The sequence below is a fragment of the Burkholderia cenocepacia genome (genome assembly GCF_014211915.1).
Lineage (GTDB): Bacteria > Pseudomonadota > Gammaproteobacteria > Burkholderiales > Burkholderiaceae > Burkholderia > Burkholderia orbicola.
The window spans coordinates 478,307-504,181 of sequence record NZ_CP060040.1; the positions used below are offsets into that span (position 1 = coordinate 478,307).

General features: G+C 68.1%; 24 protein-coding genes and 2 pseudogenes. 18 read left to right on the forward strand and 8 right to left on the reverse strand.

What is annotated here, in order from left to right; genetic code table 11:
* Positions 1 to 19: 19 nt before the first annotated feature.
* Entirely contained in the window at positions 20 to 1,081 is a 1,062-nt protein-coding gene (locus SY91_RS18685; RefSeq protein WP_023476537.1) for a diguanylate cyclase, read from the reverse strand.
* A gap of 77 nt (positions 1,082 to 1,158) precedes the next feature.
* Positions 1,159 to 2,163, reverse strand: coding sequence for a chemotaxis response regulator protein-glutamate methylesterase (locus SY91_RS18690; protein ID WP_023476536.1), 1,005 nt, complete (start codon positions 2,161 to 2,163; stop codon positions 1,159 to 1,161).
* A 312-nt stretch (positions 2,164 to 2,475) separates the two neighbouring features.
* On the opposite strand from SY91_RS18690, the gene SY91_RS18695 reads away from it, so the two are divergent.
* Positions 2,476 to 2,904 carry a hypothetical protein gene (locus tag SY91_RS18695; RefSeq protein WP_043887657.1) on the forward strand — a complete coding sequence of 143 codons (429 nt, stop codon included), beginning with the start codon at positions 2,476 to 2,478 and terminating at the stop codon, positions 2,902 to 2,904.
* 48 nt (positions 2,905 to 2,952) lie between these two features.
* On the opposite strand, the gene SY91_RS18700 is transcribed toward SY91_RS18695, so the two are convergent.
* On the reverse strand, positions 2,953 to 3,177 hold the full coding sequence (locus SY91_RS18700) for a hypothetical protein (RefSeq protein WP_011548005.1): 225 nt from the start codon (positions 3,175 to 3,177) through the stop codon (positions 2,953 to 2,955).
* Between the two features lie 271 nt (positions 3,178 to 3,448).
* Here SY91_RS18700 and SY91_RS18705 point away from each other — a divergent pair, with 271 nt between their 5' ends.
* The 4 genes and pseudogenes from SY91_RS18705 (at position 3,449) to SY91_RS18720 (ending at position 7,345) form a co-directional block, all read left to right on the forward strand.
* Positions 3,449 to 4,138, forward strand: coding sequence for a DUF969 domain-containing protein (locus SY91_RS18705; protein WP_023476535.1), 690 nt, complete (start codon positions 3,449 to 3,451; stop codon positions 4,136 to 4,138).
* Complete coding sequence (locus SY91_RS18710; RefSeq protein ID WP_011548003.1) at positions 4,135 to 5,085, forward strand: DUF979 domain-containing protein; 951 nt, start codon at positions 4,135 to 4,137, stop codon at positions 5,083 to 5,085. Before SY91_RS18705 ends, SY91_RS18710 begins: the two co-directional genes overlap by 4 nt.
* A 19-nt stretch (positions 5,086 to 5,104) precedes the next feature.
* Positions 5,105 to 6,126 (forward strand): annotated as a pseudogene (locus SY91_RS18715) (DUF2891 domain-containing protein).
* Positions 6,127 to 6,283: 157 nt separating this feature from the next.
* The gene (locus SY91_RS18720; RefSeq protein ID WP_023476533.1) at positions 6,284 to 7,345 is read left to right on the forward strand and encodes an asparaginase; all 1,062 of its coding nucleotides are present in this window, start codon (positions 6,284 to 6,286) and stop codon (positions 7,343 to 7,345) included.
* 53 nt (positions 7,346 to 7,398) lie between these two features.
* Here the strand turns inward: SY91_RS18720 and SY91_RS18725 are convergent, their stop codons facing one another.
* Positions 7,399 to 8,373 carry a LysR family transcriptional regulator gene (locus tag SY91_RS18725; protein ID WP_043887655.1) on the reverse strand — a complete coding sequence of 325 codons (975 nt, stop codon included), beginning with the start codon at positions 8,371 to 8,373 and terminating at the stop codon, positions 7,399 to 7,401.
* Positions 8,374 to 8,515: 142 nt separating this feature from the next.
* Here SY91_RS18725 and SY91_RS18730 point away from each other — a divergent pair, with 142 nt between their 5' ends.
* Positions 8,516 to 9,922, forward strand: a complete 1,407-nt coding sequence (locus SY91_RS18730; protein WP_043887653.1) for an aspartate ammonia-lyase — start codon at positions 8,516 to 8,518, stop codon at positions 9,920 to 9,922.
* A 77-nt stretch (positions 9,923 to 9,999) separates the two neighbouring features.
* Positions 10,000 to 11,505, forward strand: coding sequence for an amino acid permease (locus SY91_RS18735; protein ID WP_023476532.1), 1,506 nt, complete (start codon positions 10,000 to 10,002; stop codon positions 11,503 to 11,505).
* Between the two features lie 65 nt (positions 11,506 to 11,570).
* Here SY91_RS18735 and SY91_RS18740 read toward each other — a convergent pair whose 3' ends face one another.
* The gene (locus tag SY91_RS18740) at positions 11,571 to 12,254 is read right to left on the reverse strand and encodes an alpha/beta hydrolase (protein ID WP_023476531.1); all 684 of its coding nucleotides are present in this window, start codon (positions 12,252 to 12,254) and stop codon (positions 11,571 to 11,573) included.
* Positions 12,255 to 12,511: 257 nt separating this feature from the next.
* On the opposite strand from SY91_RS18740, the gene SY91_RS18745 reads away from it, so the two are divergent.
* The 8 genes and pseudogenes from SY91_RS18745 to SY91_RS18780 all read left to right on the forward strand — a co-directional run bounded on the left by SY91_RS18745 (position 12,512) and on the right by SY91_RS18780 (position 19,270).
* A complete protein-coding gene (locus SY91_RS18745) occupies positions 12,512 to 12,754 on the forward strand; it encodes an antitoxin (protein WP_023476529.1) in 243 nt (80 codons plus the stop codon).
* Positions 12,751 to 13,158: pseudogene (locus SY91_RS18750) on the forward strand (type II toxin-antitoxin system VapC family toxin). Before SY91_RS18745 ends, SY91_RS18750 begins: the two are co-directional and overlap by 4 nt.
* A gap of 400 nt (positions 13,159 to 13,558) precedes the next feature.
* Positions 13,559 to 15,946 (forward strand): MCP four helix bundle domain-containing protein, encoded by a 2,388-nt coding sequence (locus tag SY91_RS18755; RefSeq protein ID WP_023476528.1) that lies wholly within the window; start codon positions 13,559 to 13,561, stop codon positions 15,944 to 15,946.
* 22 nt (positions 15,947 to 15,968) lie between these two features.
* On the forward strand, positions 15,969 to 16,697 hold the full coding sequence (locus SY91_RS18760) for a methyl-accepting chemotaxis protein (protein ID WP_043887659.1): 729 nt from the start codon (positions 15,969 to 15,971) through the stop codon (positions 16,695 to 16,697).
* Positions 16,694 to 17,275: a hypothetical protein gene (locus SY91_RS18765; protein WP_023476526.1), complete on the forward strand. Its 582-nt coding sequence runs from the start codon at positions 16,694 to 16,696 to the stop codon at positions 17,273 to 17,275. Before SY91_RS18760 ends, SY91_RS18765 begins: the two co-directional genes overlap by 4 nt.
* A 25-nt stretch (positions 17,276 to 17,300) precedes the next feature.
* The gene (locus SY91_RS18770) at positions 17,301 to 18,266 is read left to right on the forward strand and encodes a chemotaxis protein CheX (protein WP_043887651.1); all 966 of its coding nucleotides are present in this window, start codon (positions 17,301 to 17,303) and stop codon (positions 18,264 to 18,266) included.
* A 36-nt stretch (positions 18,267 to 18,302) separates the two neighbouring features.
* The gene (locus tag SY91_RS18775) at positions 18,303 to 18,668 is read left to right on the forward strand and encodes a response regulator (protein WP_006486240.1); all 366 of its coding nucleotides are present in this window, start codon (positions 18,303 to 18,305) and stop codon (positions 18,666 to 18,668) included.
* Between the two features lie 143 nt (positions 18,669 to 18,811).
* Positions 18,812 to 19,270, forward strand: coding sequence for a DUF3592 domain-containing protein (locus SY91_RS18780; protein WP_023476525.1), 459 nt, complete (start codon positions 18,812 to 18,814; stop codon positions 19,268 to 19,270).
* 21 nt (positions 19,271 to 19,291) lie between these two features.
* Here SY91_RS18780 and SY91_RS18785 read toward each other — a convergent pair whose 3' ends face one another.
* Entirely contained in the window at positions 19,292 to 20,182 is an 891-nt protein-coding gene (locus tag SY91_RS18785; protein ID WP_023476524.1) for a LysR family transcriptional regulator, read from the reverse strand.
* A 137-nt stretch (positions 20,183 to 20,319) separates the two neighbouring features.
* Between SY91_RS18785 and SY91_RS18790 the strand changes: the two genes are divergently transcribed.
* A complete protein-coding gene (locus tag SY91_RS18790) occupies positions 20,320 to 21,750 on the forward strand; it encodes an MFS transporter (protein ID WP_023476523.1) in 1,431 nt (476 codons plus the stop codon).
* 187 nt (positions 21,751 to 21,937) lie between these two features.
* Positions 21,938 to 22,732: an enoyl-CoA hydratase gene (locus tag SY91_RS18795; RefSeq protein ID WP_023476522.1), complete on the forward strand. Its 795-nt coding sequence runs from the start codon at positions 21,938 to 21,940 to the stop codon at positions 22,730 to 22,732.
* A gap of 246 nt (positions 22,733 to 22,978) precedes the next feature.
* Here SY91_RS18795 and alr read toward each other — a convergent pair whose 3' ends face one another.
* Positions 22,979 to 24,100 (reverse strand): alanine racemase, encoded by a 1,122-nt coding sequence (gene alr / locus SY91_RS18800; protein ID WP_023476521.1) that lies wholly within the window; start codon positions 24,098 to 24,100, stop codon positions 22,979 to 22,981.
* A gap of 302 nt (positions 24,101 to 24,402) precedes the next feature.
* Here alr and SY91_RS18805 point away from each other — a divergent pair, with 302 nt between their 5' ends.
* Complete coding sequence (locus tag SY91_RS18805; protein ID WP_023476519.1) at positions 24,403 to 24,774, forward strand: MAPEG family protein; 372 nt, start codon at positions 24,403 to 24,405, stop codon at positions 24,772 to 24,774.
* Positions 24,775 to 24,819: 45 nt separating this feature from the next.
* Here the strand turns inward: SY91_RS18805 and SY91_RS18810 are convergent, their stop codons facing one another.
* Positions 24,820 to 25,767: a LysR family transcriptional regulator gene (locus SY91_RS18810; protein ID WP_027805305.1), complete on the reverse strand. Its 948-nt coding sequence runs from the start codon at positions 25,765 to 25,767 to the stop codon at positions 24,820 to 24,822.
* Positions 25,768 to 25,875: the final 108 nt, after the last annotated feature.

Genomic DNA, 25,875 nt, shown 5'->3' on the forward strand with positions numbered 1-25,875 from the left:
CGCGCTCGGCGGCGTTCCGCTAGCGCGCGCCGAACCCGCTGGCGCCTGGCGGCGTCGACGACGGATCGATCTCCACCCGGTTCTTGCCTTCGTGCTTCGCGCGATAGAGCGCGCGGTCGGCCGCCTCGATCAGGACGGTCGTCGGCAGGCCGGGCGCGGGCACGATGCTCGCGCCGCCGATGCTGATCGTCACGGTGTGGTTGCCCGTCGACGAATGCGCGTGCCGCAGTCGCAGCGCCTCGACCGCGAGCCGGATCTTCTCGCCGAGCAGCCGCGCGGCGCCCGGCGACGAGGCCGGCATCACGACCGCGAATTCCTCGCCGCCGAAGCGCGCGGCGAAATCGCCCGATTGCCCGAGGCAGCGCTCGATCGTCGAGGCGATCTGCTTGAGTACGCTGTCGCCCGATACGTGTCCGTACGTGTCGTTGTAGAGCTTGAAGTTGTCGACGTCGATCATCAGCAGCGACAGCTCGCTGCGCTCGCGCGCGCCGCGCCGCCACTCGTCGGCCAGGTATTCGTCGAGATAGCGCCGGTTCGACAGCCCGGTCAGGCCGTCGGAGTGCGTGAGGCGCCGCAGTTCGAGATTGGCCTCGAGCAATTGCTGCTGCGACTGCCGCAGCGCGCGATAGGCTTCGTCGCGCTGCAGCAGGTTCAGGTACGAGCGCGAGTGGTAGCGGATGCGCGCGACGAGTTCGATGCGATCGGGCAGCTTGACCAGGTAGTCGTTCGCGCCGGACGCGAACGCGGCGCTCTTGATCACCGGTTCTTCCTGCGTCGACAGCACGATGATCGGCACGTCGCGCGTCGCCGGATTCGCGCGGTACGCCTTCACGAGGCTCAGCCCGTCGGTGCCCGGCATCACGAGGTCCTGCAGGATCACGGTCGGGCGCGTCTCGACCGCGGTGGCCATCGCGTCGTCCGAACGCGGGCAGTAGTGGAAGTCGATGCCTTCCTCGTCGACGAGCGCGCGCCGCACGGCTTCCGCGACGATCGTCTGGTCGTCGACCAGCAACACCATCGCCGGCGCGTCGGCGGGCGACGCGGTCGGGCCGCCCGGCGGTCGAGTCAGGTCAATCGTCATGGTCGATGCGGGTCGTGGCGGTGGTCGCGGTCGTTGCAGGGGCAGGCATGGGTGTTGCGCGTGGTCATCGTCGGAGTTCAGATCCGCGCCAGCGCCGCCAGTTCGCCCGCGATGCGCCCGAGCGGCAGGATCGCCCGCGCCGCGCCGAGCGTCGCGGCCGCCTTCGGCATCCCGTAGACGGCGCTGGTCGCCTCGTCCTGCGCGATCGTATGGTAGCCCTTCATCCGCAGCGCCTTCAGCCCGATCGCGCCGTCGCGGCCCATCCCCGTGAGCAGCACGCCGATCACGCGGCCCGGCCAGTGCTCGGTCAGGCTGTTGAAGAATACGTCGACCGACGGACGATACGGCGTGGCGGCCGGTTCCCGCGTGTATTCGAGCGTGCCGGCGCGCGTGATGCGCAGGTGATCGTCGGTCGCGGCGAGCAGCGCGACGCCTGGCTGCGGGCGGTCGCCTTCGCGTGCGACGCGCACGGCGAGCCGGGTCTGGCCGTCGAGCCATTGCGCCATGCCTTCGGCGAACGCGCGATCGACGTGCTGCACGATCACGATCGGCGCATTGAAATCGGCCGGCAGGTTGCCGAGGATCGACGCGAGCGCGCCGGGGCCGCCGGCCGATGCGCCGATCGCGATCAGCGGGCCGGCGCCGCCGCGCGCGGCCGCGCCGGCGAGGCGCGAGCCGCCCGGTGCGTCGAGCAGGCGGCCGATCTGGTCGATCTTCGCGAGCAGCAGTTTCGTCGTGTCGCCGGCCGCGCCGTCGCCGAGCCGCGGCGTGTCGACCGCGTCGAGCGCGCCGGCGCCCATCGCCTCGAACACGCGCCAGGCGTTCGAGCCGATGCAGCTCGTCACGATCAGGATCGCGCACGGTCGTTCGGAGCGCATGATCCGCCGCGTCGCCTCGATCCCGTCGAATTTCGGCATGATCAGATCCATCAGCACGATGTCGGGCGGCTGCGCGGCGCACAGTTCGACGGCTTGCGGGCCGTCGGTCGCGACCCACAGCACGCGGTGCTCGGGCCGTCGCGCGATCGCGCGGCGCATCGCCTCGACGGCAAGCGGGAGGTCGTTGACGATGCCGATGTTCACAAGCGGAATTCTCCGGTCGGTTCGTAGTGTTGGAGGTGGGCCGGGTTCATGGAAGGGCGCAGCCTGTTCGGCGCGGCCGGGCGGCATCGGCGGCCGGACGGCACGGCATTCTTTTCGGTTGGCGACGCCCGAATGCTGTCATGCGGCGCGGGCGGCGGCAATCGAAAAATATGCGCATTGTGCGGTTTCAGTACGTTTCCTCTATGGCGATTCCGCATTGTCGGCAAGCGGGGCGGTCGATCCTGTCCGACAGGCCGCAAAAGTCCGCATGTTACCGTGCCGGCATCGACAAAAAAGCAAGGAGAGAACCGGATGAGCGCGCCCTATACCGTCCTCGTCAGCCGCGACCCGTACGCGCCGATCGTGATCGAGCAGGACGGCCGTTTGCTGTACCGGATCCACATCGAGAGCGGGCACGCGTCGTTCGACCGCGATTTTCCGGTCGAACCCGATGCGGTGCGCGTGCTGCGCGACGATGCCGAGCGCTACTACTTCCTGTTCGCGGCGCTTCACCATCCGTACCAGCTGAGCGCGACGAACCTCTCCGACGCCGAGCGCGAGCGTTATTTCGGCACGATCCTGTTCGCCGGCCGCGACGAAGTCGAAGCCTTCATGACGGAACGCGATCGTGCCAGCAACGGCGCGGTGGCGAACTTGCTGAGCATCTTCACGCAGGCCGATTACCGGCAACTGCGCGAGGGCCGGTGGTTCGGCATGGGCGCGGGCATGCCGGCCGCGTAGCGGGCCGTAGCGCGCATCGGGCCGCGCGGCGGCCGTGCCGCCACGCCGTCAATGGCTGCGCGCGTAGCCCTGGATCAGCGCGCGCATCATCCCTTCGACCGTCGCGTCGCGCAGGTCGGCTTCCTGCTCGGCTTCCTCGACCAGCGCGGCATAGGCGGTCGCGAGCGTCACGCGGTCGACTTCATGGCGTTGCTCCATCAGCGTCACCATCCCGTCCTTCGCCAGATGAGCGGAGAACGCGCGGCTGCCGATAGTCTGGAATACGTCAATCATGGCGGCTCTCCCGTACGTTGCCGATGCTCTTCAGTGTAGTCGGCGTCCCGGGGCTGCGCCACGCGCGCCGGGCGGCCCGATTCATCCGATGAAACGCGGCCGACACATGGCGCGGGCACGGTGTCCATCGGCTTCAACGTTTACCCGAACCGGCAAATTGTCGACTTTTTATCGATAAAGTCTCGTGTTAGATTGCGCCGTCCGAGCCCGATGCAAACCGGGCCGGCCGCGCGTGGCCGGAGTGCCGCGCGTCCAGACACAAGGAGGGGAAATGCTGGTGCTGATTGGGGTGCCGATCGTCGTGATCGGCTTCGCGCTGCGCTTCAATGCGCTGCTGGTGGTCACGATCGCTGGGCTCGCGACGGGGCTGGCGGGCGGGCTGAATTTCGTCGACATCGTCAGTGCGTTCGGCAAGGCGTTCACCGAGAACCGCTACATGGGGCTGATCTGGCTCACGCTGCCGGTGATCGCGCTGCTCGAGCGCAACGGGCTCAAGGAGCAGGCGAAGCGGATGATCTCGCGGGTGCAGGCGGCCACCACGGGCCGCGTGCTGATGCTGTACTTCGTGCTGCGTCAGGCGACCGCCGCGCTCGGCCTCACGTCGCTCGGCGGCCATGCGCAGATGGTGCGGCCGCTGATCGCGCCGATGGCCGAGGCCGCCGCGGTCGGCCGGCACGGCGAGCTGCCCGAGGCGGTGCGCCAGCAGATCCGCGCGCATGCGTCGGGCGCCGACAACGTCGCCGTGTTCTTCGGCGAGGACATCTTCATCGCGATCCAGTCGATCCTGCTGATCAAGGGCTTTCTCGAACAGAACGGCATCGCCATCGAGCCGCTGCACCTGTCGGTGTGGGCGATCCCGACCGCGATCGCCGCGCTGCTGATCCACTGCACGCGCCTCGCGCTGCTCGATCGCCGGCTCGCGCGCGGCTTCGGCCTGGTCAGGCAGGAGGGCGCGCGATGATCGGCCTCGAATCGCTGTACACGCTCGCGGGGCTGATGTTCGCCGCGTTCGCGTACTTCAACCTGACGGATCGCACGAACCCGCGGCGCGTCGTCAATTTCGCGTTCTGGGCCATCTACGCGGTCACGTTCCTGTTCGGCGCGCTGCTGCCGCATTTCGTGACGGGGTGCCTCGCGATCGCGCTCGCGGTGATCGCCGGCTCCGGCAAGCTGGGCCGCGGCCGGTCCGACGAGGCCGGCGAAGCGGCGGCCGGGCGGCGTGAGACGCTCGCGCAGCGCTTCGGCAACCGGCTGTTCCTGCCCGCGCTGCTGATTCCGCTCGTCACGCTGATCGGCACGTTCGCGCTGAAGCTCGTGCCGTTCGTCGAGCCGAAGAGCGTGACGCTGATCTCGCTCGTGCTCGGCACGATCGTCGCGTTCGTCGTCGCGCTCGCGATGCTGCGCGATTCGCCCGTGCATGCGCTGAAGGAGGCGCGCCACACGATGGATGCGGTCGGCTGGGCCGCGATCCTGCCGCAGATGCTCGCGGCGCTCGGCGCGCTGTTCGCGGTCGCGGGCGTCGGCGGCGTGGTGTCTGGGCTCGTGAAGGACTGGGTGCCGATCGATTCGCCGTTCGCGGTGGTCGCGGCCTATACGGTCGGCATGGCGCTGTTCACGATGATCATGGGCAACGGCTTCGCCGCGTTCCCGGTGATGACGGCCGGCATCGGCCTGCCGCTGATCGTCCACCAGTTCCACGGCAATCCGGCGATCATGGGCGCGATCGGGATGCTGAGCGGCTTCTGCGGTACGCTGATGACGCCGATGGCCGCGAACTTCAACATCGTGCCCGCGGCGCTGCTCGAACTGAAGGACAAGAACGGCGTGATCAAGGCGCAGTGGCCGACCGCCGTGCTGCTGCTGGCCGTGAACACGCTGCTGATGTACGCGTTCGTATTCCGCTTCTGATTCGATGGACGAGATCCTCATGACCGACCGACTCACCCCGAACTCGCGTCGAAATTCGCGTCGCTCGCGCTCGCGCACCTGACCCGCGAATATCCGAACAAGCTCACGCATGCGCTCGAAGGGCCGCACGACGTGCAGGGCCCGCGCGCATTGCACCCGATCTTCTACGGAAGCTACGACTGGCATTCGTGCGTGCACGGCTACTGGCTTGTGCTGCGCGTGCTCGAACGCTTCCCGGCATTGCCGGAGGCCGAGCGCATCGTCGCGATCGTCGACGCGCATTTCACCGACGCGAACGTCGCCGGCGAGCGCGCGTATCTCGCGCGGCCGCACAACGCCGGCTTCGAGCGGCCGTACGGCTGGGCGTGGCTGCTCGCGCTCGTCGCGCAGCTCGAGCGGCTCGCGCTGAAGGGCGTGCTGCCGCAGGCCGCGCGCTGGGCGAAGACGCTGGCGCCGCTGGCCGACCTGTTCGTGTCGCGCTTCGAGACGTTCCTGCCGAAGGCCACCTATCCGCTGCGCGTCGGTACGCACTTCAACACCGCGTTCGCGCTGGCGCTCGCGCTCGATTTCGCGCGCGATACGCGGCGCGACGGGCTCGCGGCGCTGATCGTCGATACCGCGAAGCGCTGGCACCTGAACGACGTCGCGTGCCAGGCGTGGGAGCCGTCGGGCGACGAATTCCTGTCGCCCGCGCTGATGGAAGCCGAACTGATGCGGCGGGTGCTGCCGGCCGCCGAATTCGACGGCTGGTTCGCGCGTTTCCTGCCCGATCTCGCGCAAGGCGAGCCGGCGACGCTGTTCGAGCCGGCGACGGTCAGCGACCGCAGCGACGGCAAGATCGCGCACCTCGACGGGCTGAACCTGAGCCGCGCGTGGTGCCAGCGTTCGCTGGCCGGCGCGCTGCCGGAAGGCGATGCGCGGCGCGCGAAGCTGCTCGATGCGGCCGACCGGCATCTCGCGAGCGCGCTCGCGCACGTGGCCGGCGACTACATGGGCGAGCACTGGCTCGCGACGTTCGCGTTGCTCGCGCTGGACGCGTAGCGCGCCATCGGGCTTTCGTGGAAGGCGACCGCCTTTGCGTCGGACGCAACACCGCTTTCCACGACCGGGCCGACGCGCGGCGGCGACGACTCGCTACACTGCCGTACCGGTTGGATGGGCCCCGGCATCAGGCCCGCGAGCAAGGAGACAGAAGAGGATGGAGACCCCACGCGCAGCGGTCGTCACGTACCGCGGCAATGCGATCGAGAACACGCACGTCGCCCATGTGGCGGTCGTCGATGCACGCGGCCGGCTGCTGGCCCGGTTCGGCGATCCGTACCGGATGACGCTCGCGCGGTCGGCGGCCAAGCCGGCGCAGGCGCTGTCGGTGATCGAGACGGGCGCGCCGGAACGCTTCGGCTTCGACGACGCGGACATCGCGCTGATGTGCGCGTCGCACAGCAGCGAGGATCGTCACATCGAACGCACGCGCGCGATGCTCGCGAAGGTCGACGCGCACGAATCGGATCTGCGCTGCGGCGGCCATCCGCCGTTGTCCGACGCGGTGTACCGGTCGTGGATCAAGCGCGACTACACGCCGACCGGCGTATGCAGCAACTGTTCGGGCAAGCATGTCGGGATGCTGGCCGGCGCGCAGGCGATCGGCGCGGCGATCGCCGATTACCATCTGCCCGACCATCCGATGCAGGTACGCGTGAAGCAGGTGGTGGCCGACGCGTGCGGCCTGCGCGACGATGAAGTCGACTGGGGTATCGACGGCTGCAACCTGCCGACGCCGGCGTTCTCGCTGGACCGGCTGGCGCGCCTGTACGCGTCGCTGGCCGACGGCGCGGACGCGGTGGAAGCGGGTGGCGCGGTGACCGATCGGGTGCGCGCACTGGCGCGCATTCATCGCGCGATGACCGCCTATCCGGAACTGGTCGCGGGCGACGGACGCTATTGCACGGTGCTGATGAACGCGTTCGGCGGGCAGGTGGTCGGCAAGCTCGGCGCCGATGCATGCTACGGGATCGGCGTGCGCGCGTCGGAACGCACGCGGCAACTCGGCGCGGACGGTGCGCTCGGCGTCTCGGTGAAGATCGAGGACGGCAATCTCGACGTACTCTATATGGTCGTCAGCGAAATCCTCGAGCGGCTGCGGATCGGCACGGCCGAGCAGCGCGCGCAACTGGCCGCGTTCCACCGGCCGCGGATGCTCAACACGCAGGGCGTCGAGTTCGGGCACGCGACGTTCCCGTTCGACTTGCAGGCGGCCTGAACGCGGTGGCCGCGCCGATGCGCGGCCCGCGATCCGGGCCCCGCATCGGCGCGCTACGCGCGAGCGTCGCGAATCTTCGCCAGTTCCCGCTCCGACAGCTCGCCGATCTGCGCGAGGTGTTCCGCCAGAAAATCCTTGAGCACGCGCAGCTTCGCCGAGCTGCGTCGGTTCGCCAGATACGCGATGTAGATGAATTCGCCGGTCAGCCGGTTCTGCAGCCGGTAGCGCGGCAGCACGGCTTCGAGCTGGCCGCTCGCGAGCAGGTCGCGCACCAGCCAGATCTCGAATTCCGCGATGCCGAGCCCCGCGCAGGTCGCTTCCAGCAGCAGCTCCGAGTGGTCGGTGACGAGATTGCCGGCCGGCAGCACGCTGTGCTGCGTGTCGCCGCGCACGAGCGCCCAGCGCGGATCGCCTTCCGGGTGCACGTAGCGCAGGCAGTTGTGGTGCGTCAGGTCGTCCGGCGTTGCGGGGCGCCCGCAGCGGTCGAGGTAGCCGGGCGTCGCGCACAGGATGCTGTCGTTGCGCGACAGCCGGTGGACGACCAGGTTGTCCAGGTAGTTCTCGCCTTCGTGGATGTCGAGGTCGAAGCCGCCCGCCACGAGGTCGTTGTGGTTGTCGGTGAGCCGCACGTCGAGCTGGATCGTCGGATAGCGCGCGAGAAACGGCGCGATCAGCGGCGCGAGATGGCGGCGGCCGAACGCGACCGGCGCGGTGAGCTTCAGCGGGCCGCTCGGCTGCGCATTCAGCTCGGCGACGACGCGTAGCGTGTCGTCGAGATCGGCGATCAGCGTGACCGCGCGCTCCAGGTAGATGTGGCCGGCTTCGGTGAGCGTCACGCTGTGCGTGGAGCGGTGCAGCAGCGCGACGCCGAGCGCCTCCTCGATCGCCGTGACCTTGCGCGCGACGGTCGACGTCGACACGTGCATCTCCTTCGCGACCGCCGAAAAACTTCCTGTTTCGACCACCCGCACGAATGCGCGCATCGCGCCCAGATGATCGATGCCGGTTTCTCTCGCGCCTTTTTTCATTCGATTCTCGCTGTTGCGTCTCACGCAAAACCGCTTTCGATAATACAGAAGCGAGCTTGTTTTTGCAAAGGCATAGAATGCGAACCCGTCGCGTCGGGAAGCGGCGAACGACGAGCGGCACGAGACATCCAGGAGGGGCACGATGACCGAAAACGGCTTCCGCGTCGAAGCGGATCTTTTAGGCAAACGAAGTATTCCCGATACCGCCTATTACGGCGTCCATACGCTGCGCGCGAAAGAGAATTTCGACATTTCCGGCCGCACCATTGCGTCGCTGCCGTACCTCGTGATGGCGCTCGCGTCCGTGAAGGAAGCGGCGGCCGACGCCAATTGCGAACTCGGCCTGCTGCCGCGGCCGTACCGCGATGCGATCGCCGCCGCGTGCGTCGAGATCCGCGAAGGGCGGCTGCACGACCAGTTCGTCGTCGACGTGATCCAGGGCGGCGCCGGCACGTCGACCAACATGAACGCGAACGAGGTGATCTGCAACCGCGCGCTCGAAATCATGGGGCACGCGCGCGGGCAGTACGAATACCTGCATCCGAACGAGCACGTCAATCTCGCGCAGAGCACCAACGACGTCTATCCGACCGCGATCCGCATCGCGACCTGCTTCGCGGTCGAACACCTGCTCGAGGCGATGGCGCGGCTGCGCGATGCATTCGCGGAGCGCGCCGACGCGTTCGCCGGCTTGCTGAAGCTCGGCCGCACCCAATTGCAGGATGCGGTGCCGATGACCCTCGGCCAGGAATTCTCGACCTACGCGGTGATGCTGACGGAAGACATCGCGCGGCTGCAGGAAGCCGGCTGGCTGATTCGCGAGATTAACCTCGGCGCGACCGCGATCGGCACGGGCATCACCGCGCACCCGCAGTACGCGGAGAAGGCGCTGGCCGCGCTGCGCCGCATCACCGGGCTCGACCTGAGCACCGCGCCGAACCTGATCGAAGCGACGCAGGATTGCGGCGCGTTCGTCCAGGTGTCGGGCGTGCTCAAGCGGATCGCCGTCAAGCTGTCGAAGATCTGCAACGACCTGCGGCTGCTGTCGAGCGGCCCGCGCGCGGGCTTCGGCGAGATCAACCTGCCGCCCGTGCAGGCCGGCTCGTCGATCATGCCCGGCAAGGTGAATCCGGTGATCCCGGAAGTCGTCAACCAGGTCGCGTTCGAGGTGTTCGGCAACGACCTGACCATCACCTTCGCGGCCGAGGCCGGCCAGCTTCAGCTCAACGCGTTCGAACCGGTGATCGCGAGCGCGCTGTTCCGCAGCTTCAGCCACCTGACGGCCGCCTGCACGACGCTCGCGCAGCGATGCGTGAGCGGCATCACCGCGAATCCCGAGCGGCTGCGCGAAACGATGGAGCGCTCGGTCGCGCTCGCGACCGCGCTGAACCCGTACATCGGCTACAAGCGCGCGACCGCCGTGGCCGCCGAAGCGCATGCGACCGGCAAATCGATCCGCGAGGTCGTGCTGGCGCACGAACTGATGACCGACGCGCAACTCGACGAAGCGCTGCAGCCCGAAGTGCTGATCCGGCCGCGGGCGTTTTGACGCCGGCCGGCTCGCAGCCGTACCGAAAGCGCCTCCGTAGCGGGGCGCGACACATCAACAAACAACGGAGACTCACGATGACACACCCCAGCGAGCGCCCGGCCGGCCCGGCCGGCGGCGCGGATGCCGTGCATGCCGACCCCGATGCGATGTTCGCGTCGCACGAAGCCGGCTATGCGAAGCAGTTGAAGCCACGCCACGTGCAGATGATCGCGATGGGCGGGGCGATCGGCACCGGCCTCTTTCTCGGCGCGGGCGGGCGCCTGCAAAGCGCGGGGCCGGCGCTCGCGCTCGTGTATCTCGTGTGCGGCGTGTTCGCGTTCCTGATCATGCGCGCGCTCGGCGAGCTCGTGATGCACCGGCCGACCAGCGGCAGCTTCGTGTCGTACGCACGGGAGTTCATGGGCGAGCGCGCATCGTTCGTCGCGGGCTGGATGTACTACCTGAACTGGGCGACGACCGGCATCGTCGACATCACCGCGGTCGCGATCTACATGAAGTACTGGGCCGTGTTCACCGACGTGCCGCAATGGGTGTTCGCGCTTGGCGCGCTCGGGATCGTGTCGGTGATGAACATGATCGGCGTGAAGGTGTTCGGCGAGATGGAGTTCTGGTTCTCGCTCGTCAAGGTCGGCACGCTCGCGGTGTTTCTCGCGGTCGGCGCGGTATTTCTCGCGAGCGGCCATCCGGTGGCGGGGCAGATGACGGGGCTGCATCTCGTCGCGGATCACGGCGGGATCTTCCCGCACGGCATCCTGCCGGCCGTGCTGATCGTGCAGGGCGTCGTGTTCGCTTACGCGAGCATCGAACTCGTCGGCGTCGCCGCGGGCGAGACGGCGGACGCGCGCAAGGTGCTGCCGAAGGCGATCAACAGCGTGATGTGGCGCATCGCGCTGTTCTATGTCGGCTCGGTCGTGCTGCTGACGATGCTGCTGCCGTGGACCGCGTACAGCGCGCACGAAAGCCCGTTCGTCACGTTCTTCAGCAAGCTCGGCGTGCCGTACGTCGGTACGGTGATGAACGTCGTGGTGCTGACCGCCGCGCTGTCGAGCCTGAATTCCGGCCTCTATTCGACGGGCCGCGTGCTGCGCTCGCTCGCGATGGGCGGCTCGGCGCCGCGTTTCGTGTCGCGGATGAACGCGCGCGGCGTGCCGTACGGCGGCATCCTGATCACGGTCGCGATCAACGCGATCGGCGTGCCGCTCAACTACATCGTGCCGGCCCAGGCGTTCGAGATCGTGCTGAACATGGCGTCGCTCGGGATCATCACGACGTGGGGCTTCATCGTGATGTGCCAGATCCTGTTCCGCCGCGCGGTCGATCGCGGCGAGATGAAGGCCGTGTCGTTCCGGATGCCGGGCGCGCCGTTCACGTCGTGGCTCACGCTCGCTTTCCTGGTCGGCGTGCTGGTGCTGATGGCGTTCGATTATCCGGGCGGCACGTGGACCATCGCGACGATTCCGGTCGTCGTGCTCGCGCTGGTGATCGGCTGGAAGCTGGCGAAACGCGGCGCCGAGCGCGAGCGGGCGGCGGCGATGCCTGCATCCGTGCGTGGCGTTGCGGACCCTGCGCGGAACGCGTGACGGCATGTACCGGGGGGCGGTCCGTTCGCGGGCCGGCGCCCCTGGTGCGTTCGGTTCACATTCAGTTAGTTCAACCCGGCGCGCTCACCGACCCATCGGCCGAAATCGCCGGCCATCTCCGCGGTCAGCTCGTGGCCGGCCGCATACAGCCGCGTGTCGTGCGCGACGCCGAGCGCCGTCAGCTTCGCGTCGGCCTTGTCCGCCCACGAGACGGGCAGCTTGTCGTCGAAGCGGCCATGCATCACCAGCGCGTGCAGCGTGCTCAATGCATCGCGCGGCGCGATCAGCGGATCGATTTCCGGCAGGATGCGCCCGCACAGCACGGCGAACGCACTCACGTCGCCGGGCGACGTGAGGCCGACGCTCGCGCTCATGATGCCGCCCTGACTGAAGCCGGCGATCACGGTCGGCAACGCGGGCGCGGCGCCATCCCGCGCGCGCAGCGCATGCAGCAGCGTGATCAGTTGCACGCGGCTCTCGTCCGCACGCGCGGCATCGATTTCAGGGCCGTTCGGGCCGAAACGCACCGGAAACCACGCATGCTGACTGGGCCCGAACGTGAGCGGGCCGCGCAGGAACGCGATTTCGATGCGCGGATCGATCACGTCGGCCACGTTCAGCAGGTTGGTTTCGTTGCCGCCGACGCCGTGCAGCAGCAACAGGCGGGCGGCGGGACGGCCGGCGGCCGGGCGTACACGGTACTGCAGGCCGGAATCGGGATCGGTGGTCAGCGGCAGGGCGTCGGTCATCGCGTGGGTCCGGAAAGAGGTCGATGCGACAGTCTAGAGCGGGCGGATCGAGAGAGGAATCGCCGGGGCGGGATTGATTGTTTCCTGGGCGGAATGAATCGGGGCACCATGCGTTGCGGAGCGGATCGCGATGTCACGCGGCCACGCATGGCCGGACGGCCCGGATATACGCCGACGACAGGCCGATTGGACGATTCGTCATTCTCACGTACAGTTGATAAAATAGATACATTCTGTAGATACGTGAGGATGGAGCGATGAATACTGCAAAGCTCTTCAAGCATGGCGGCTCGCAGGCTGTCCGGCTACCGAAGGATTTCCGCTTCGATACGGCCGAGGTTCGCATCCGCCGCCATGGGGCGGCCGTCATTCTCGAGCCGATGCCGCAAGACTGGGCTTGGCTGGCACCGCTGATCGGTCCGGTGGACGCCGATTTCGAGGCTGCCGCGACCACGCAGCCGTCCGGTCAGGAGCGCTCGGGTCTGGACGTGTTCGAATGAAGTTCCTGCTGGATACCAACGCGGTGATCGCCATTCTCAAAGGCGAGCCGGCGATACTGGCCCGTTTGCATGCCTGGCGGCCGGCCGATTTCGGGGTCCCGGCGATCGTCGCGCACGAGCTCTATTACGGCGCGTACAAGAGCCAGCGAGCGGCTGCGAACGTCGCGCGTGTCGACGCGCTGCAGTTCGAGGTCGTATCGTTCGACACCGAGGATGCACAGCATGCGGGTGAAATTCGTGCGCACCTGATCGCGGCCGGCACGCCGATCGGTCCATACGATGCATTGATCGCAGGGTAGGCGCGTGCGCGGCACCTGGTGCTGGTCACGCACAACGTCCGCGAATTCGAGCGCGTTCCGCGGCTGCAATTCGAAGACTGGCTCGCCGAGCCGAGCGAAGGCTGAACGGTCGATCGTGCGGGGTCGACATTAACGAACCAGCCAGGCGAATACTGCAACGATTATAAAAAATACCAAAACAAACCGGCCCGCCGATAATGCGCAAACGTTTTGCCGGCATTCAATAAAACGGATTTGGCGGGGCATGAATAAAACAATGAATATCCGCTATTCCTGTGCTTCGTCGAACGCCGCATCCTTACCGGGTATGGTGGCCCAAAGTTAACGGCAAGCCGACAAAAAACTTTAGGCTTTTCCCCGCGCAATTATCCATTTCATTTTCCTCAATGACCGATTGATTTTCGGTCATCGGACAGTCATACACCATCCCCGATAATTCGGCGCTCACATTCTTTCAATAGACCAAAGGGCGATCGAACCCGGATCGCTGCGGGGAGCTGTACTCATGACCATCCGTCATCGCATTACGCTGCTAGTCGTCCTGACGTTCTTCGCGCTGTCCGCGATCGGCATCTACGCCGTGTACCAGACGCGCAAGAGCGCATCCGAGGTGCGTCAGGTCACCCAGGGAATCGTGCCGAGCGCGCTCGCATCGGCGGATCTCGTCGCCGATGTGAAGAACATCCAGATCGCGACGATGACGCTCGTCTACGCGCCCGACGCGAACACCGCCGCCCAGGCGCGCGACGAGCTGAAGGCGAAGCAGGCCGCGCTGCGCGCCGCACTCGACGCGCAGGCGAAATCGGCGGTCGGCCAGGCGCAGGTCGGGCTCGTCGCGCAGGCGAAGGACAGCGCCGCGAACTATTTCGCGGCGATCGCCGACACCGTGAAGATGAAGACGGACGGCAAGGCCGAGATGGCGCAGGCCTACCTGTTCGCGAACGTCGCGCAGTATCGCGACGAACTCGAAAGCATCGTCGACACGCTGCGCGTCGAGAAGAACCGCCAGAAGGACGACGCGATCGGCGCGCTGAACGGGATGCTCGCGACCACGGCGACCGCGATCGCGGGCGTTGCCGGCACGGTGATCGTGCTGCTGACCGCGCTCGGCTTCGTGCTGTATCGCCAGATCACGCGCCCGCTGATCGGGATGCAGACGGCGATGAGCGAGATCGCGACGAGCCAGGATTTCACGCGCCGCGTGCCGGTGGGCCGGATGGACGAGATCGGTCATTCGATCGTCGCCTTCAACGGGATGATCGAGAAGATCCAGGAGAACGCCGCGCAACTGAAGCAGAAGACGGCCGACATCCAGGCGATGCTGCAGAACATGCAGCAGGGCATCCTGACCGTCGTCGAGGGCGGCGTCGTGCACGCCGAGTATTCGGCGTACCTCGAAACCATCTTCGAGACGAACGACATCGCCGGCCGCGACCTGATGGCGCTCGTGTTCGACGATTCGGCGATCGGCGCCGACGCGCGCTCGCAGGTCGACGCGGCCGTGCATGCGTGCCTCGGCGAGGACAGCATGAACTTCGGGTTCAACGAACACCTGCTCGTCAACGAAGTCGCGAAGCGGATGCCGGACGGCCGCGAGAAGTGGCTCGACCTGAGCTGGTCGGCGATCACGGACGAGACCGACACGGTGGTGCGCCTGATGCTGTGCGTGCGCGACGTGACCGAGATCCGCGAGCTGACCGCGCAGGCCGGCGAACAGCAGCGCCGCCTCGAGATGATCGGCGAGATTCTGTCGATCAGCCAGGACAAGTTCCACGACTTCGTGCACAGCGCGAAGGGCTTCCTCAGCGAGAACGAGCGGATGATTCGCCAGCACGAGCGCGTCGATCATTCGATCGTCGCGGCGCTGTTCCGCAACATGCATACGATCAAGGGCAATGCGCGCACGTACAGCCTCCAGCATCTGACGAACATCGTCCACGAAGCGGAGCAGGCGTACGAGTCGCTGCGCCGCGCGGACAGTGGCCCCGAGTGGAACCGCGACGCGCTGATGGAGGATCTGGCGCGCGTACGCGAGGCCGTCGACCACTACGCGACGATCAACGCGGTCACGCTCGGCCGTAGCGGCGAGCCGGCGCAGAACGGCGCCGATTTCCTGATGGTCGAGCGCGCACACATCAGCGAGAGCCTGCGGGTGCTCGACGGCGCCGATCCGGCGAACGCGTCCGACTGGCACGCGGCGCGCGATGCGGTGCGCCGCATGTTGAGCCAGCTCGGCACGCAAGGGATCGGCGACGCGCTCGGCGGCGTGATCGAATCGCTGCCGTCGCTCGCGGCCGAGCTCGGCAAGCCGGCGCCCGTCGTGCATATCGACAGCCACGGCCAGCGCGTGCGCAGCGAGATCGTCGCGACGCTGAAGAACGTGTTCATGCACCTGCTGCGCAATGCGATCGACCACGGGATCGAGTCATCCGACGCGCGGCGCGCGGCCGGCAAGCCGGCATCCGGCACGATCGACATCGCGGTCGGCGTGGGCGGCGGCGAACTGTGGTTCGTGCTCGCCGACGACGGCCGCGGCCTCGCGCTCGACCGGATTCGCGGCATCGCGCGCGAGCGCGGCTGGATCGATGCCGGCAACGAGGCGGCGTTGTCCGACGAGGACGTCGCCGAGCTGATCTTCCGGCCGGGCTTCTCGACCGCGCAGACGGTGACCGAAGTATCGGGGCGCGGCGTCGGCATGGACGCGGTGCGCAACTTCCTGAAGCGCGACGGCGGCGATATCGCGCTGCGCTTCACCGACGATCGCGTCGGTGCGCCGTATCGCGCATTCGAGACGATCGTGTCGCTGCCGGCACGCTTCGCGGCGGACGGCGCCGCGCCCGGCACGGGGCACGCGCAGCGCGCACGCGTCGCGGATATCGACGCAGCGGAGTGACGGCGTGATCGTGCAGGCGTGGATGACTCAGATGGCCGCTGCGCTGGCGGGCGGCGTGGTCGTCGCGATGGCGGCGGCGATCGTGTTTCGTGCGATGCGCAAACGGCTCGTCGCGACGCTGGCGCGCGAGGCCGACGCGTTGCGCGACGCGCTCGACGCAGCCGCCGCACGCGCAGATGAAGCGGCGTCCGCGCATGCGGAAGCGGCCGACGCATGGGCGCGACGCGAGGCGCAGCTCGGGGAGGCGCTGACGCGCGAGATCTCGGCGAACGGCGCGCAGCGCGACGCGTTGCAGGCGCTGTCGGCCGACCGTGCGGCGCTCGCGCAGCACGCGATGAAGATCGCCGACGAAGCCGCGCGCCTGCGCGGGCTGGCCGGCACGTTCGAGCGCTGGCACGAGCAGATGATCTCGCTGACCACGCAGAACCAGGACATGCGCGCGAAGAACCTGGAGCTGTCGGCGATCGTTGCGCACGTGTCGATCGTGTCGCTGAACGCGTCGATCGAGGCGGCGCGCGCGGGCGCGGCCGGGCGCGGTTTCTCGATCGTCGCGAGCGAGGTGCGCGGGCTGGCCGCGCGCTCGCAGCAACTGTCGAACAGCTATCGCGACAGCCTGAACCGCAACGATCTCGTGACGGCCGCGACGTTCCAGGACATCCAGGCCGGCGGCAAGATGATCACGGCCGCGCTCGCGACCGTCGAGACGCTGGCCGGGCAACTGCATGCGCGGATCGAAGGAGCGGCCGCGTGATCAGCGCGCAGGCGACGGCGGGTTTCGAGCGGATCTTCTTCGATGCCGCGCGCACGCGGCTCGCGGCCGGCGGCGCGTGCGACATCCGGCCGGCCGCCGGTCACGACCCCGACGCGCCCGATCGGGGGCACGCGAAGTCGCGATCGAAGCCGAAGGTGCCCGAGCATGTGGTCGTGCTGACGATCTCGGCGCTGCATTTCCGCCTGCTGCTCGCGCTGCGCTTCAGCGACGACGACGCGACGCGCCGCCATTTCGCCGGTACGACGGCGGGCACGAACAGCCAGCGGCTGCTGACCGACGCGTTCATGGAAGTCGCGAACCTGTGTTGCGGCGCGATCAACCAGGCGCTGACCGCGCCGTTTCCCGATCTCGGGATGTCGACGCCTTACCTGCTGAGCGGCGCGAGCATCGACTACATGCACGCGCTCGCACCCGACTACGTGGCCGCGTACGACGTGACGCTCGACGGCGACGTGCGGGTCGGCGCGACGCTGTGCGTGTGCGCGAACGCGCCGGTCGATTTCCACGTGCCGGAAACGGCCGCGGTGGACACCGGCGGCGAGCTCGAACTGTTCTGACCGACGACCCTCAGGAATCGATGAGATGACCGAAGACCAACCCGTCAGCAAGGTGCTCGTGCTCGATGACAGCCGCGTGCACGCCGATGCGATCAAGCGTTTCTGCGACGCGCACAACCTGGTCGGCCTGACCGTGCGGCGCAGCCGGCTGCTGAAGGTGCTGCGCTCGAACATCGATCTCGGCGCGATCCTGCTGGCCGAGGATTACGGCGGCTCGCCGGCCGAGAGCGCGATCATCGCGACGCAGATCGACGCGCTGCGCCCGGAACTGCCGATCATCCTGCGCCGCGAATCGCTGGCGTCGCGCGACGGGCTGCCCGATGCGCTCGCGCGGGTCGCGTGCGCGGCCTACGTCGCCGACGACATGACGCCGCTCGAGCGCGCGATCGACGAATACCTGTTCGGCCGCGACTACCCGAACGCGCTGGTGCGCGGCATCTCGGAGATCACCGAGGCGCGCATCGACAGCCTGTTCCCGGGCATGACGATCGAGCACGACACGCCGTGCATCGTGCGCGACCAGATCATCTTCGGCGAGGTGTTCAGCCTGATCGCGCTCGAAAGCGCATGGTGCCGCGGCTACATGCTGCTGCAGACGAGCGAGCAGCCGCTGCTCGACATGCTCGGCGGCACGCGCGACGGCGACGGCGGCCGCGCGCCGGATTTCCGCGACGTGAACAGCGTGCTCGGCGAGCTCACCAACCTCGTGTGGGGCGCGTTCAAGAACCGCTATCTCGGCGACGCCGAGGCGCTGGCGCGCCATCCGGTGCAGGTGCCGCTCGTCGTCAATCACAAGCAGAAGTTCATCTCGTTCGGCGGCGACTGTCCGCAGCTCTGTTTCAAGTACCGGATGACCGATCCGGCATCGGGGCGTTCGGTCCGTCTCGACCAGCGTTTCGTGTTCAGCCTGAGCTGGTCGCCGGAGGATTTCCGCGAATCGGTGCAGGACGTCGGGCCGATGGTCGAGGCGGGCGAACTCGAACTGTTTTGAATGTTGAAGTCAGCAACGACGAAAGGGGAATACGACATGGCAAAGATTCTGGTGGTCGACGATTCGGGCACGGTGCGCGACGAAGTGGCAGGCTTCCTGCGCAATCACGGGCTCGACGTCGCGACGGCTGTCGACGGCAAGGACGGGCTCGCGAAGCTCAAGGCGACGCCCGGCGTGCGTCTCGTGATCAGCGACGTGAACATGCCGAACATGGACGGCCTGACGATGGTCGAGAAGATTCGCGGCGAACTGGCGAACACGGCGGTCAACGTCGTGATGCTGACGACCGAAAGCAGCCCGGCGATGAAGGAGCGCGGCAAGGCCGCCGGCGTGAAGGGCTGGATCGTGAAGCCGTTCAAGGGCGATGCGGTGCTCGACGCGCTGAAGAAGCTCGCGGGCTGACGCGCGCGGCCGGCGAGCCGCTTGCGTACGCAATTTACAGCGTGCCGGGATGTCCGTATCCTGCCGGATGCCGAGGGCGGCGTGGCGGCGCATCATGCGCCGCATGCCCGGCATTGACGAACATCAGGAGCGGAACGAAGCAGATGGCATCCGAAATCGGGCGACCCGCTGCGCAGCACATCGAGTGGCGGATCGCGAAGGGCATCGTTTTTACCATCGTGGGCACGTGCATGCTGACCGGCACTGCGTTGTACGCGCAGTCGACACGCGAATTCCTGCGAACCTCGGTCGTCGTACCGGGGCGCGTGGTCAAGCTGAACGCAGGCCCGCATCATCCGGAGATCACGTTCACGACGCTCGCGGGCGAGCAGGTCGACTATGCGCAAGGCGGCGAAGTCAGCGTCGAGGACGGCGCGACGGTCGAAGTGCGCTACGCGCCGGACGCGCCGAGGACGACCGCGCGGATGAACACGTTCGGCGCGATCTGGGGCACCGTGCTGACCATCGGCGCGATGGGTATGGTTTTTTTCGCCGTCGGCGTCGGTCAGGTGTGGTCGGGCGTGCGTGCCTCGCGCAGCGGGAGAACCCCCTCGGTGCGCTGACGCGGAAGCCTGAAACCCGCGTTATCGGGCGGCGGTCGTCGCGCTCGCCGCCGTCGCGAATTCGTCGACGACGGCTTCGATCACCGCCTGCACGCGTGCGGTCTTGTAGAGATCGGCATGGGCGACGAGCCACACGTCGAAATGATTGCACCGCTGCGGCATGAGCCGCACCAGATCCGGCTCGGTGTCGGCGCGGAAGCACGGCAGCTCCGCAATGCCGAGCCCGGCCAGCGCGGCTTCCACCAGCATCATCGTCGACGAGGTCTGGAACATCACGCGGCCGCGTGAAGTCGGTTCACCGCACAGCGCGTCCCACATCGTCGGCACCACCGGTTGCTGATACATCACCAGATCGTGTCCGTCGAACGCGCTGCCCGCGACCGGTTCGCCCCGTTCGGCCAGATAGCGGCGCGATGCGTAGATGCCCGTTTCGAGATGCCCGAGCCGCCTGACGATCAGGTCCGGCGATTCCGGCCGCAACGTGCGAATCGCGAGATCCGCTTCGCGGCGCGTGAGGTTGGTGATTTGCGCCGACGTCACGCACACGACGTCGATGCCGGCATGCCTGCGCCGCAAGTTGGCGATCGCGGGCACGACGAAACGCTTGCCGAGCGTGTCGGTCGTGGCGATGCGCACGGACCCGGCCAGTTGCTCGTCGAGCCCCATCACGCGGCGTTCGATCGTCAGCGATGCGCGTTCCATCGTTTCGGCCGGTTCGAGCAGCGCTTCGCCGGCGGTCGTCAGCACATAGAGGGACGGCGTGCGCAGAAACAGCCGGGCCGACAGTTCGTCCTCGAGCGCGGCGATCCGGCGCCCGACCGTTGCCTGATCGACGTTCAGCTGCGCCGCGGCGCCGCGCAGCGTGCCGGTGCGCGCCAGCGCGAGGAAGAAGCGGGCGTTGTCCCAGTTCATACGGATCGATTGTGTCATCGGGCAAGCGGCGGCGGACGGGAATCGGTGATGCAGATCTGCATCATGTCAATGCGAAATTATCACTTTTCCGCATCGCGCGCCGGGTCCTAGACTCCGGGCATCTGCCTGGAGGTGTCATGTCCGATTGCCATTCCGTTTCCGTCCCCGTTTCCACCGTTCCGCTGGCCGCGCCGAGCCGCCCGACGGCGCGCGAGCAGCGCCTGACGCTGGCGCTCGTCGCGGTCGGCATGTTCATGGCGGTGCTCGATTCGACGATCGTCAACGTGGCGCTGCCGGCAATGCGCACGAGCCTCGGCGCGACGGTCGCGGAACTCGCGTGGATCGTCGACGCGTATACGCTCAGCTTCGCCGCGCTGATCCTCGCGGGTGGCGCGCTGTCCGACCGGTTCGGCGCGAAGCGCGTGTATCTCGCCGGGCTGGCGCTGTTCGTCGGTGCATCGGCGGCGTGCGGCGTCGCGTCGTCGGTGGCGCTCCTCGTGGCCGCGCGTTTCGCGCAGGGCATGGGCGCCGCGCTGTTCTTGCCCGCGTCGCTCGCGATCGTGCGCAGCACCTTCGACGTGCCGGCCGAGCGGGCGCGGGCGATCGCGGTGTGGGCCGGCATCGCGTCGGTCGCGGTCGCCGTGGGGCCGGTGCTGGGCGGCATCCTCGTCGACGATTTCGGCTGGCGCAGCGCGTTCCTGATCAACGTGCCGACCGGTGCCGTCGCCTTTGCCGGCGCGGCGGCGCTGGTTCGGGCAGCGGCCGCGCGGGAGGTGCGCCAGTTCGACTGGGCCGGCCAGTGCGTCGGTGCGGCGGCGCTCGGCGCGCTGTGTTTCGCGGTGATCGAATTGCCCACGCGCGGCGCCGGCGCCACCGAGGTCCGGGGCGCGCTGCTGATCGCCGTGCTCGCGGCCGTCGTGCTGGTCGCCGTCGAGCGGCGTGCCCGCCATCCGATGGTGCCGCTCGCGTGGTTTCGCAATCGCGTGTTCGTCGCGATGAACCTGATGGGCAGTCTCGTCTATGTCGGCTACTTCGGGCTGCTGTTCGTGCTGAGCCTGTACCTGCACGGGCGCTTCGGCATGAGCGCGCGGCAGATCGGGATGACGTTGTTGCCGTTCGCGCTGAGCCTGTCGCTCGGCAACCTGCTGTCGGGAAAGCTGCATGGCCGGGTTCGCCCCGTCACGCTGATGGCGAACGGCCTCGCGATGGCGGCGCTGGCCGTTCCGGCGATCGCGCTTGCGCTCGCGCTGCATGCGCCGTGGCCGGTGGTCTGGATGGCCATGGCCGCATTCGGTACCGGAACCGCGCTGTCGGTGGCGCCGATGATCGCGACGGTGCTCGAACAGGTGCCTGCCGACGCGGCCGGTGTGGCATCCGGGTTCCTCAACGCGGCGCGTCAGGCCGGCAGCCTGCTCGGCGTGGCCGTCGCAGGCGCCGCGACGATCCTGTTGCCGGATCTGACCGATGCGCTGTGGGCGGTCGCGGCGCTCGGGGGTGTCGCCTACGCGATTGCCGCGCTGGCGGCGAGGGCTGCCGGCCGTGCGGAAGCCGCGCAACGGGGGCGTTGACGCTCGCGCGGCATCGCCCCCGTTGCGCCGTGGCCTGCAGGCCGCCACGCACGCGCATGCGGCGGCGCGGCTGGACGCCGTGCGGAATGTGGAGGACCATTTCCTCGACATGCCGCGAGCGGGCGGGCGCGATGGACGCTCGTTCGCCTCGCCGCGAAACCTGCCGAACCCCGTCGAGCGGAACACCATGGAACCCATTCACGAGACTGCCGAGCCGATCCTGTTGCGCGACGCGCACGACGGCGTCGTCACGCTGCGCCTGAATCGCCCGCAGCAGTTCAACGCGTTGTCCGAAGCGATGCTCGCGGCCCTGCACGATGCGTTCGACACGCTGGCGGCCGATCCGCACGTGCGCTGCGTCGTGCTGGCCGCCGAAGGCAAGGCGTTCTGCGCCGGGCACGACTTGCGACAGATGCGCGGCAAGCCCGAACTCGACTACTACCGCACGCTGTTCGCGCAGTGCAGCCGCGTGATGCTCGCGATGCGCGCGTTGCCGGTGCCGGTGATCGCGCGCGTGCACGGCATCGCGACGGCGGCCGGCTGCCAGCTCGTCGCCGCGTGCGACCTCGCGATCGCGGCCGATACCGCGCGCTTCGCGGTATCGGGCATCAACGTCGGGCTGTTCTGCTCGACGCCCGCCGTCGCGTTGAGCCGCAACGTCGCGGCCAAGCGCGCGTTCGACATGCTGATGACCGGGCGCTTCGTCGATGCGGCGACGGCCGCCGCGTGGGGGCTCGTCAACGAAGCCGTGCCCGAGGACGCGCTCGATGCGGCCGTCGCGCGCAAGGTCGCGGAGATCGTCGCGAAGAGCCCGGCCGCGGTGCGTTATGGCAAGCAGATGTTCTATCGTCAGCGCGAGTTGCCGCTCGACGAAGCCTATGCGTATGCGGGCGACGTGATGGCGCGCAACATGATGGAAGAGGATGCGGGCGAAGGGATCGACGCGTTCCTCGAGAAGCGGAAGCCGACGTGGCGTTCGTGATGCGTTGACGGAGGCGGGCGGGGAGCGCTTCGTCTCTCGTCGTTGTGTGCAACGCGCAACGACGTACCGCATCGTCGCTGGTGCGCGTCGGCGGGTCGCCATAAACGCAGACGGGCCGCCCAAGGCAGCCCGCAGGTAAGTCGCACGGCATGCGCGGCGACGCGGTTGCGCACCGCCGCACCGCCGCAGCGACGCACCGCCGCAGCGACGCACCGCCGCAGCGACGCACCGCCGCAGCGACGCCGGTCAGCGCCCGTAGCTGCCCGTCCGCAGCGCCGGCTGCACGCTCGCCGCGCCGGGCGGCACGATCACGACCGGCACGCGGCGCGCGAGCGCGCACATCAGCTCGTAGCCGATCGTGCCGCTGGCTTCCGCGACATCGTCCACCTTCACCTGGTCGCCCCACAGCTCGACGCGCGAGCCGATGCCCGCGTTCGGGCACGGCGTCAGGTCGACGGTCAGCATGTCCATCGACACGCGGCCGACGACGCGCGTCATCACGCCGTCCACCGCGATCGGCGTGCCGGTGGGCGCGTGGCGCGGATAGCCGTCCGCGTAGCCGCATGCGACCACGCCGATCCGCATCGGCCGGTCGGCCGTGAAGCGGCGGCCGTAGCCGACCGTTTCGTCGGGCGCGAGCGTCTGCACGCCGATGATCTTGCTGGTCAGCGTCATCGCGGCCATCAGCGGCGTGTCGGCGATATCCCGCGCCGCGCCGGTCGGCGACGCGCCGTACAGGATCGTGCCGGGCCGCACCCAGTCGCGGTGCGCGCGCGGATGCCACAGCACGGCCGCCGAATTCGACACCGAGCGCTCGCCCGGAATCCCGGCCGTGGTCGCGTCGAACTGGTCGAGTTGCCAGTCGACCTCGCCTTCGTCGGCGTTCGCGAAATGCATCATCAGCGTGATCCTGCCGATCGACGGCGCACTCGCCGCGCGTTCCCACGCGGCGCGGAACGCGGCCGGCCGGTAGCCGAGCCGGTTCATCCCGGAATTCATCTTGAGCTGGATGTCGATCGGCTGCCGCGGCTTCGCGGCGATCAGCAGGTCGAGCTGTTCGTCGCAGTGCACGGCGACCGTCAGCCGGTGGTGATCGGCCAGCTCGACGTCGGCCGGCTCGAAGACGCCTTCGAGCAGCAGCACGGGCTTGTCCCAGCCGAGTTCGCGCACGCGCACGGCTTCGTCGAGATCGAGCAGCGCGATGCCGTCGGCGGCCGCGAGGCCGGGGTAGATCCGTTCGATGCCGTGGCCGTACGCGTTGGCCTTGACCACGGCCCACACGCGCGATTGCGCGGCGGTGCGGCGGATGAAGTCGAGGTTGTGGCGGACGGCGTCGGGGCGGATATGGGCGACGATGGGACGGGGCATGGCAAGGGCTCGGGTCGGATGTCGTTCGGCGCACGGCGGCGCGGAGGGAAACGGCCGGCTGGCGCGATGGCGCGTCAAGCCAGTGTCGAGCGCTATCTTATTGGTGTTCGACCAGTTTTAATTAACGTATTTATCGACGATTTGGTGGAAATTTTGGTGTCGTCGCGGCCTGGGCGCCTTCCCCGGCGGCCTGCGCGGCCGAGTCTCCCGTCTAGAAAACCGGTGCGCGAACGGCACGGCGCAATGCTAAGCTCTCGGCGATCTTGTCATTGATCAATGTAATCATAACGGGGGAGACTTTGATGACGACGTCCCAGCTGTGCCTGTTCATCGTGGCGCTGTTGCCGTTCCCGATGACGTTTCTCGCCAAGGCCCGCAAGGGTTACGACAACCGCGCGCCGCGCGATTACCTGGCGAAGCTCGAAGGCTGGCGTGCCCGCGCGCAGGCCGCCCATCAGAATTCGTGGGAAGCGCTCGCGCTGTTCACGGCCGCGCTGGTGGTGGCATGGCACAACGGCGCGAACGTGCATCGCGTCGACCAGCTCGCGATGGCGTTCGTCGCGATCCGCATCGTCTATGCGCTGATGTACCTGCTGAACTGGGCGTCGCTGCGTTCGCTCGTGTGGTTCGGCGGAATGGCGTGCATCGTCGCGCTGTTCTTCGCCACGCCGTAAGCGGCCCGCGGGCCACCCGAGGGCGGCCTGGCATGCCGGCTCTCGTCAGGCGCCGCCCGCGCCTCGTGCGTGACTGTCATTGGATGCGGGCGCAACCTTCTTCGAGACGAACGGCGGCGCGTCCGCTTCGCTGCGCAGGAACGCGATCAACGGATCGAGCAGCCGATGCCGCGTCGACGGATGGCGGCGCAACACGAAGCGCCATGACGCATCGCGCGAAAGGCCCGGCACCAGCGGCACCAGACGCCCGCTGCGCAGTTCGGGCTCGATCAGCGGCACGCGGCCGAGCGCGATGCCCGCGCCGCCCACGGCCGCGCCGATCACCTGGCTGAAACTGCTGTAACGGACGATCTTCGTGTCGAAGTCGTCCGGCAAGCCGAAATGCACCGCCCAGTTGCGCCAGTCGATCTCGGGGCTGTCCTCGTGCATCTCCTGCAGCAGCCGCGAGCGGCAGACGTACCCCGATGCGTACGGAAACAGCTCGGGGCTGCAGACCGGAAACACGGTTTCCCGCATCAGCACGTCGTCGTCGGCGCGCAGCCGGTGCGCGGGCACGTGCACGATCGCGAGGTCGACGCCGCTGCGCGCGAAATCCGGCTCGTCGTCGAGCACGACCGCATGCAGCGGGGTGTCGGGATGAAGCGACGAGAATTCCGCCAGCCGGCGTGCGAGCCACATCGACGAAAACGGCGCGTTGGCGGATACGGTGAGCCGTTGCGCGGTGCCGCGAATCTCGGCGCACGCGTCGGTGAGACGCGACAGCGCATCGCTGACGGCCGGCAGCAGGCGCGTACCGGCCGGCGTGAGACTGATGCCGCCGAGCCCCGTGCTGCGTTCGAGCAGCCTTGCACCCAGCGATTCCTCGAGCGAACGGATCTGGTGGCTGACCGCGCTGGTCGACACGTTCAGCTCGACCGCCGCGCGCGCGAACCCGCCGAGGCGGACGGCCGCCTCGAAAGCTCGCAGTGCGCTGAGGGGAGGAAGGTGCGACATGCGGGGTATTGTAGTTGACTCAACACCCGTTGAAAAATCATCTTTTGCCGCGTGCGGGCGGCGCGGGTAGCCTCGATCCGGTCAAGAAAAACGCAACGAAACACCGAC

Bases quoted from the DNA above. Each gene is read 5' to 3' on its own strand.
- SY91_RS18760 (WP_043887659.1), top strand. From the start codon at position 15,969: ATGACTCAGATGGCCGCTGCGCTGGCGGGCGGCGTGGTCGTCGCGATG.
- SY91_RS18730 (WP_043887653.1), top strand. From the start codon at position 8,516: ATGACCGAAAACGGCTTCCGCGTCGAAGCGGATCTTTTAGGCAAACGA.
- SY91_RS18735 (WP_023476532.1), top strand. From the start codon at position 10,000: ATGACACACCCCAGCGAGCGCCCGGCCGGCCCGGCCGGCGGCGCGGAT.
- SY91_RS18705 (WP_023476535.1), top strand. From the start codon at position 3,449: ATGCTGGTGCTGATTGGGGTGCCGATCGTCGTGATCGGCTTCGCGCTG.
- SY91_RS18780 (WP_023476525.1), top strand. From the start codon at position 18,812: ATGGCATCCGAAATCGGGCGACCCGCTGCGCAGCACATCGAGTGGCGG.
- SY91_RS18685 (WP_023476537.1), bottom strand. From the start codon at position 1,081: ATGACGATTGACCTGACTCGACCGCCGGGCGGCCCGACCGCGTCGCCC.
- SY91_RS18805 (WP_023476519.1), top strand. From the start codon at position 24,403: ATGACGACGTCCCAGCTGTGCCTGTTCATCGTGGCGCTGTTGCCGTTC.
- SY91_RS18770 (WP_043887651.1), top strand. From the start codon at position 17,301: ATGACCGAAGACCAACCCGTCAGCAAGGTGCTCGTGCTCGATGACAGC.
- SY91_RS18745 (WP_023476529.1), top strand. From the start codon at position 12,512: ATGAATACTGCAAAGCTCTTCAAGCATGGCGGCTCGCAGGCTGTCCGG.
- SY91_RS18700 (WP_011548005.1), bottom strand. From the start codon at position 3,177: ATGATTGACGTATTCCAGACTATCGGCAGCCGCGCGTTCTCCGCTCAT.
- SY91_RS18695 (WP_043887657.1), top strand. From the start codon at position 2,476: ATGAGCGCGCCCTATACCGTCCTCGTCAGCCGCGACCCGTACGCGCCG.
- SY91_RS18710 (WP_011548003.1), top strand. From the start codon at position 4,135: ATGATCGGCCTCGAATCGCTGTACACGCTCGCGGGGCTGATGTTCGCC.
- SY91_RS18720 (WP_023476533.1), top strand. From the start codon at position 6,284: ATGGAGACCCCACGCGCAGCGGTCGTCACGTACCGCGGCAATGCGATC.
- SY91_RS18740 (WP_023476531.1), bottom strand. From the start codon at position 12,254: ATGACCGACGCCCTGCCGCTGACCACCGATCCCGATTCCGGCCTGCAG.
- SY91_RS18725 (WP_043887655.1), bottom strand. From the start codon at position 8,373: ATGAAAAAAGGCGCGAGAGAAACCGGCATCGATCATCTGGGCGCGATG.
- SY91_RS18795 (WP_023476522.1), top strand. From the start codon at position 21,938: ATGGAACCCATTCACGAGACTGCCGAGCCGATCCTGTTGCGCGACGCG.
- SY91_RS18775 (WP_006486240.1), top strand. From the start codon at position 18,303: ATGGCAAAGATTCTGGTGGTCGACGATTCGGGCACGGTGCGCGACGAA.
- alr (WP_023476521.1), bottom strand. From the start codon at position 24,100: ATGCCCCGTCCCATCGTCGCCCATATCCGCCCCGACGCCGTCCGCCAC.
- SY91_RS18790 (WP_023476523.1), top strand. From the start codon at position 20,320: ATGTCCGATTGCCATTCCGTTTCCGTCCCCGTTTCCACCGTTCCGCTG.
- SY91_RS18785 (WP_023476524.1), bottom strand. From the start codon at position 20,182: ATGAACTGGGACAACGCCCGCTTCTTCCTCGCGCTGGCGCGCACCGGC.
- SY91_RS18755 (WP_023476528.1), top strand. From the start codon at position 13,559: ATGACCATCCGTCATCGCATTACGCTGCTAGTCGTCCTGACGTTCTTC.
- SY91_RS18810 (WP_027805305.1), bottom strand. From the start codon at position 25,767: ATGTCGCACCTTCCTCCCCTCAGCGCACTGCGAGCTTTCGAGGCGGCC.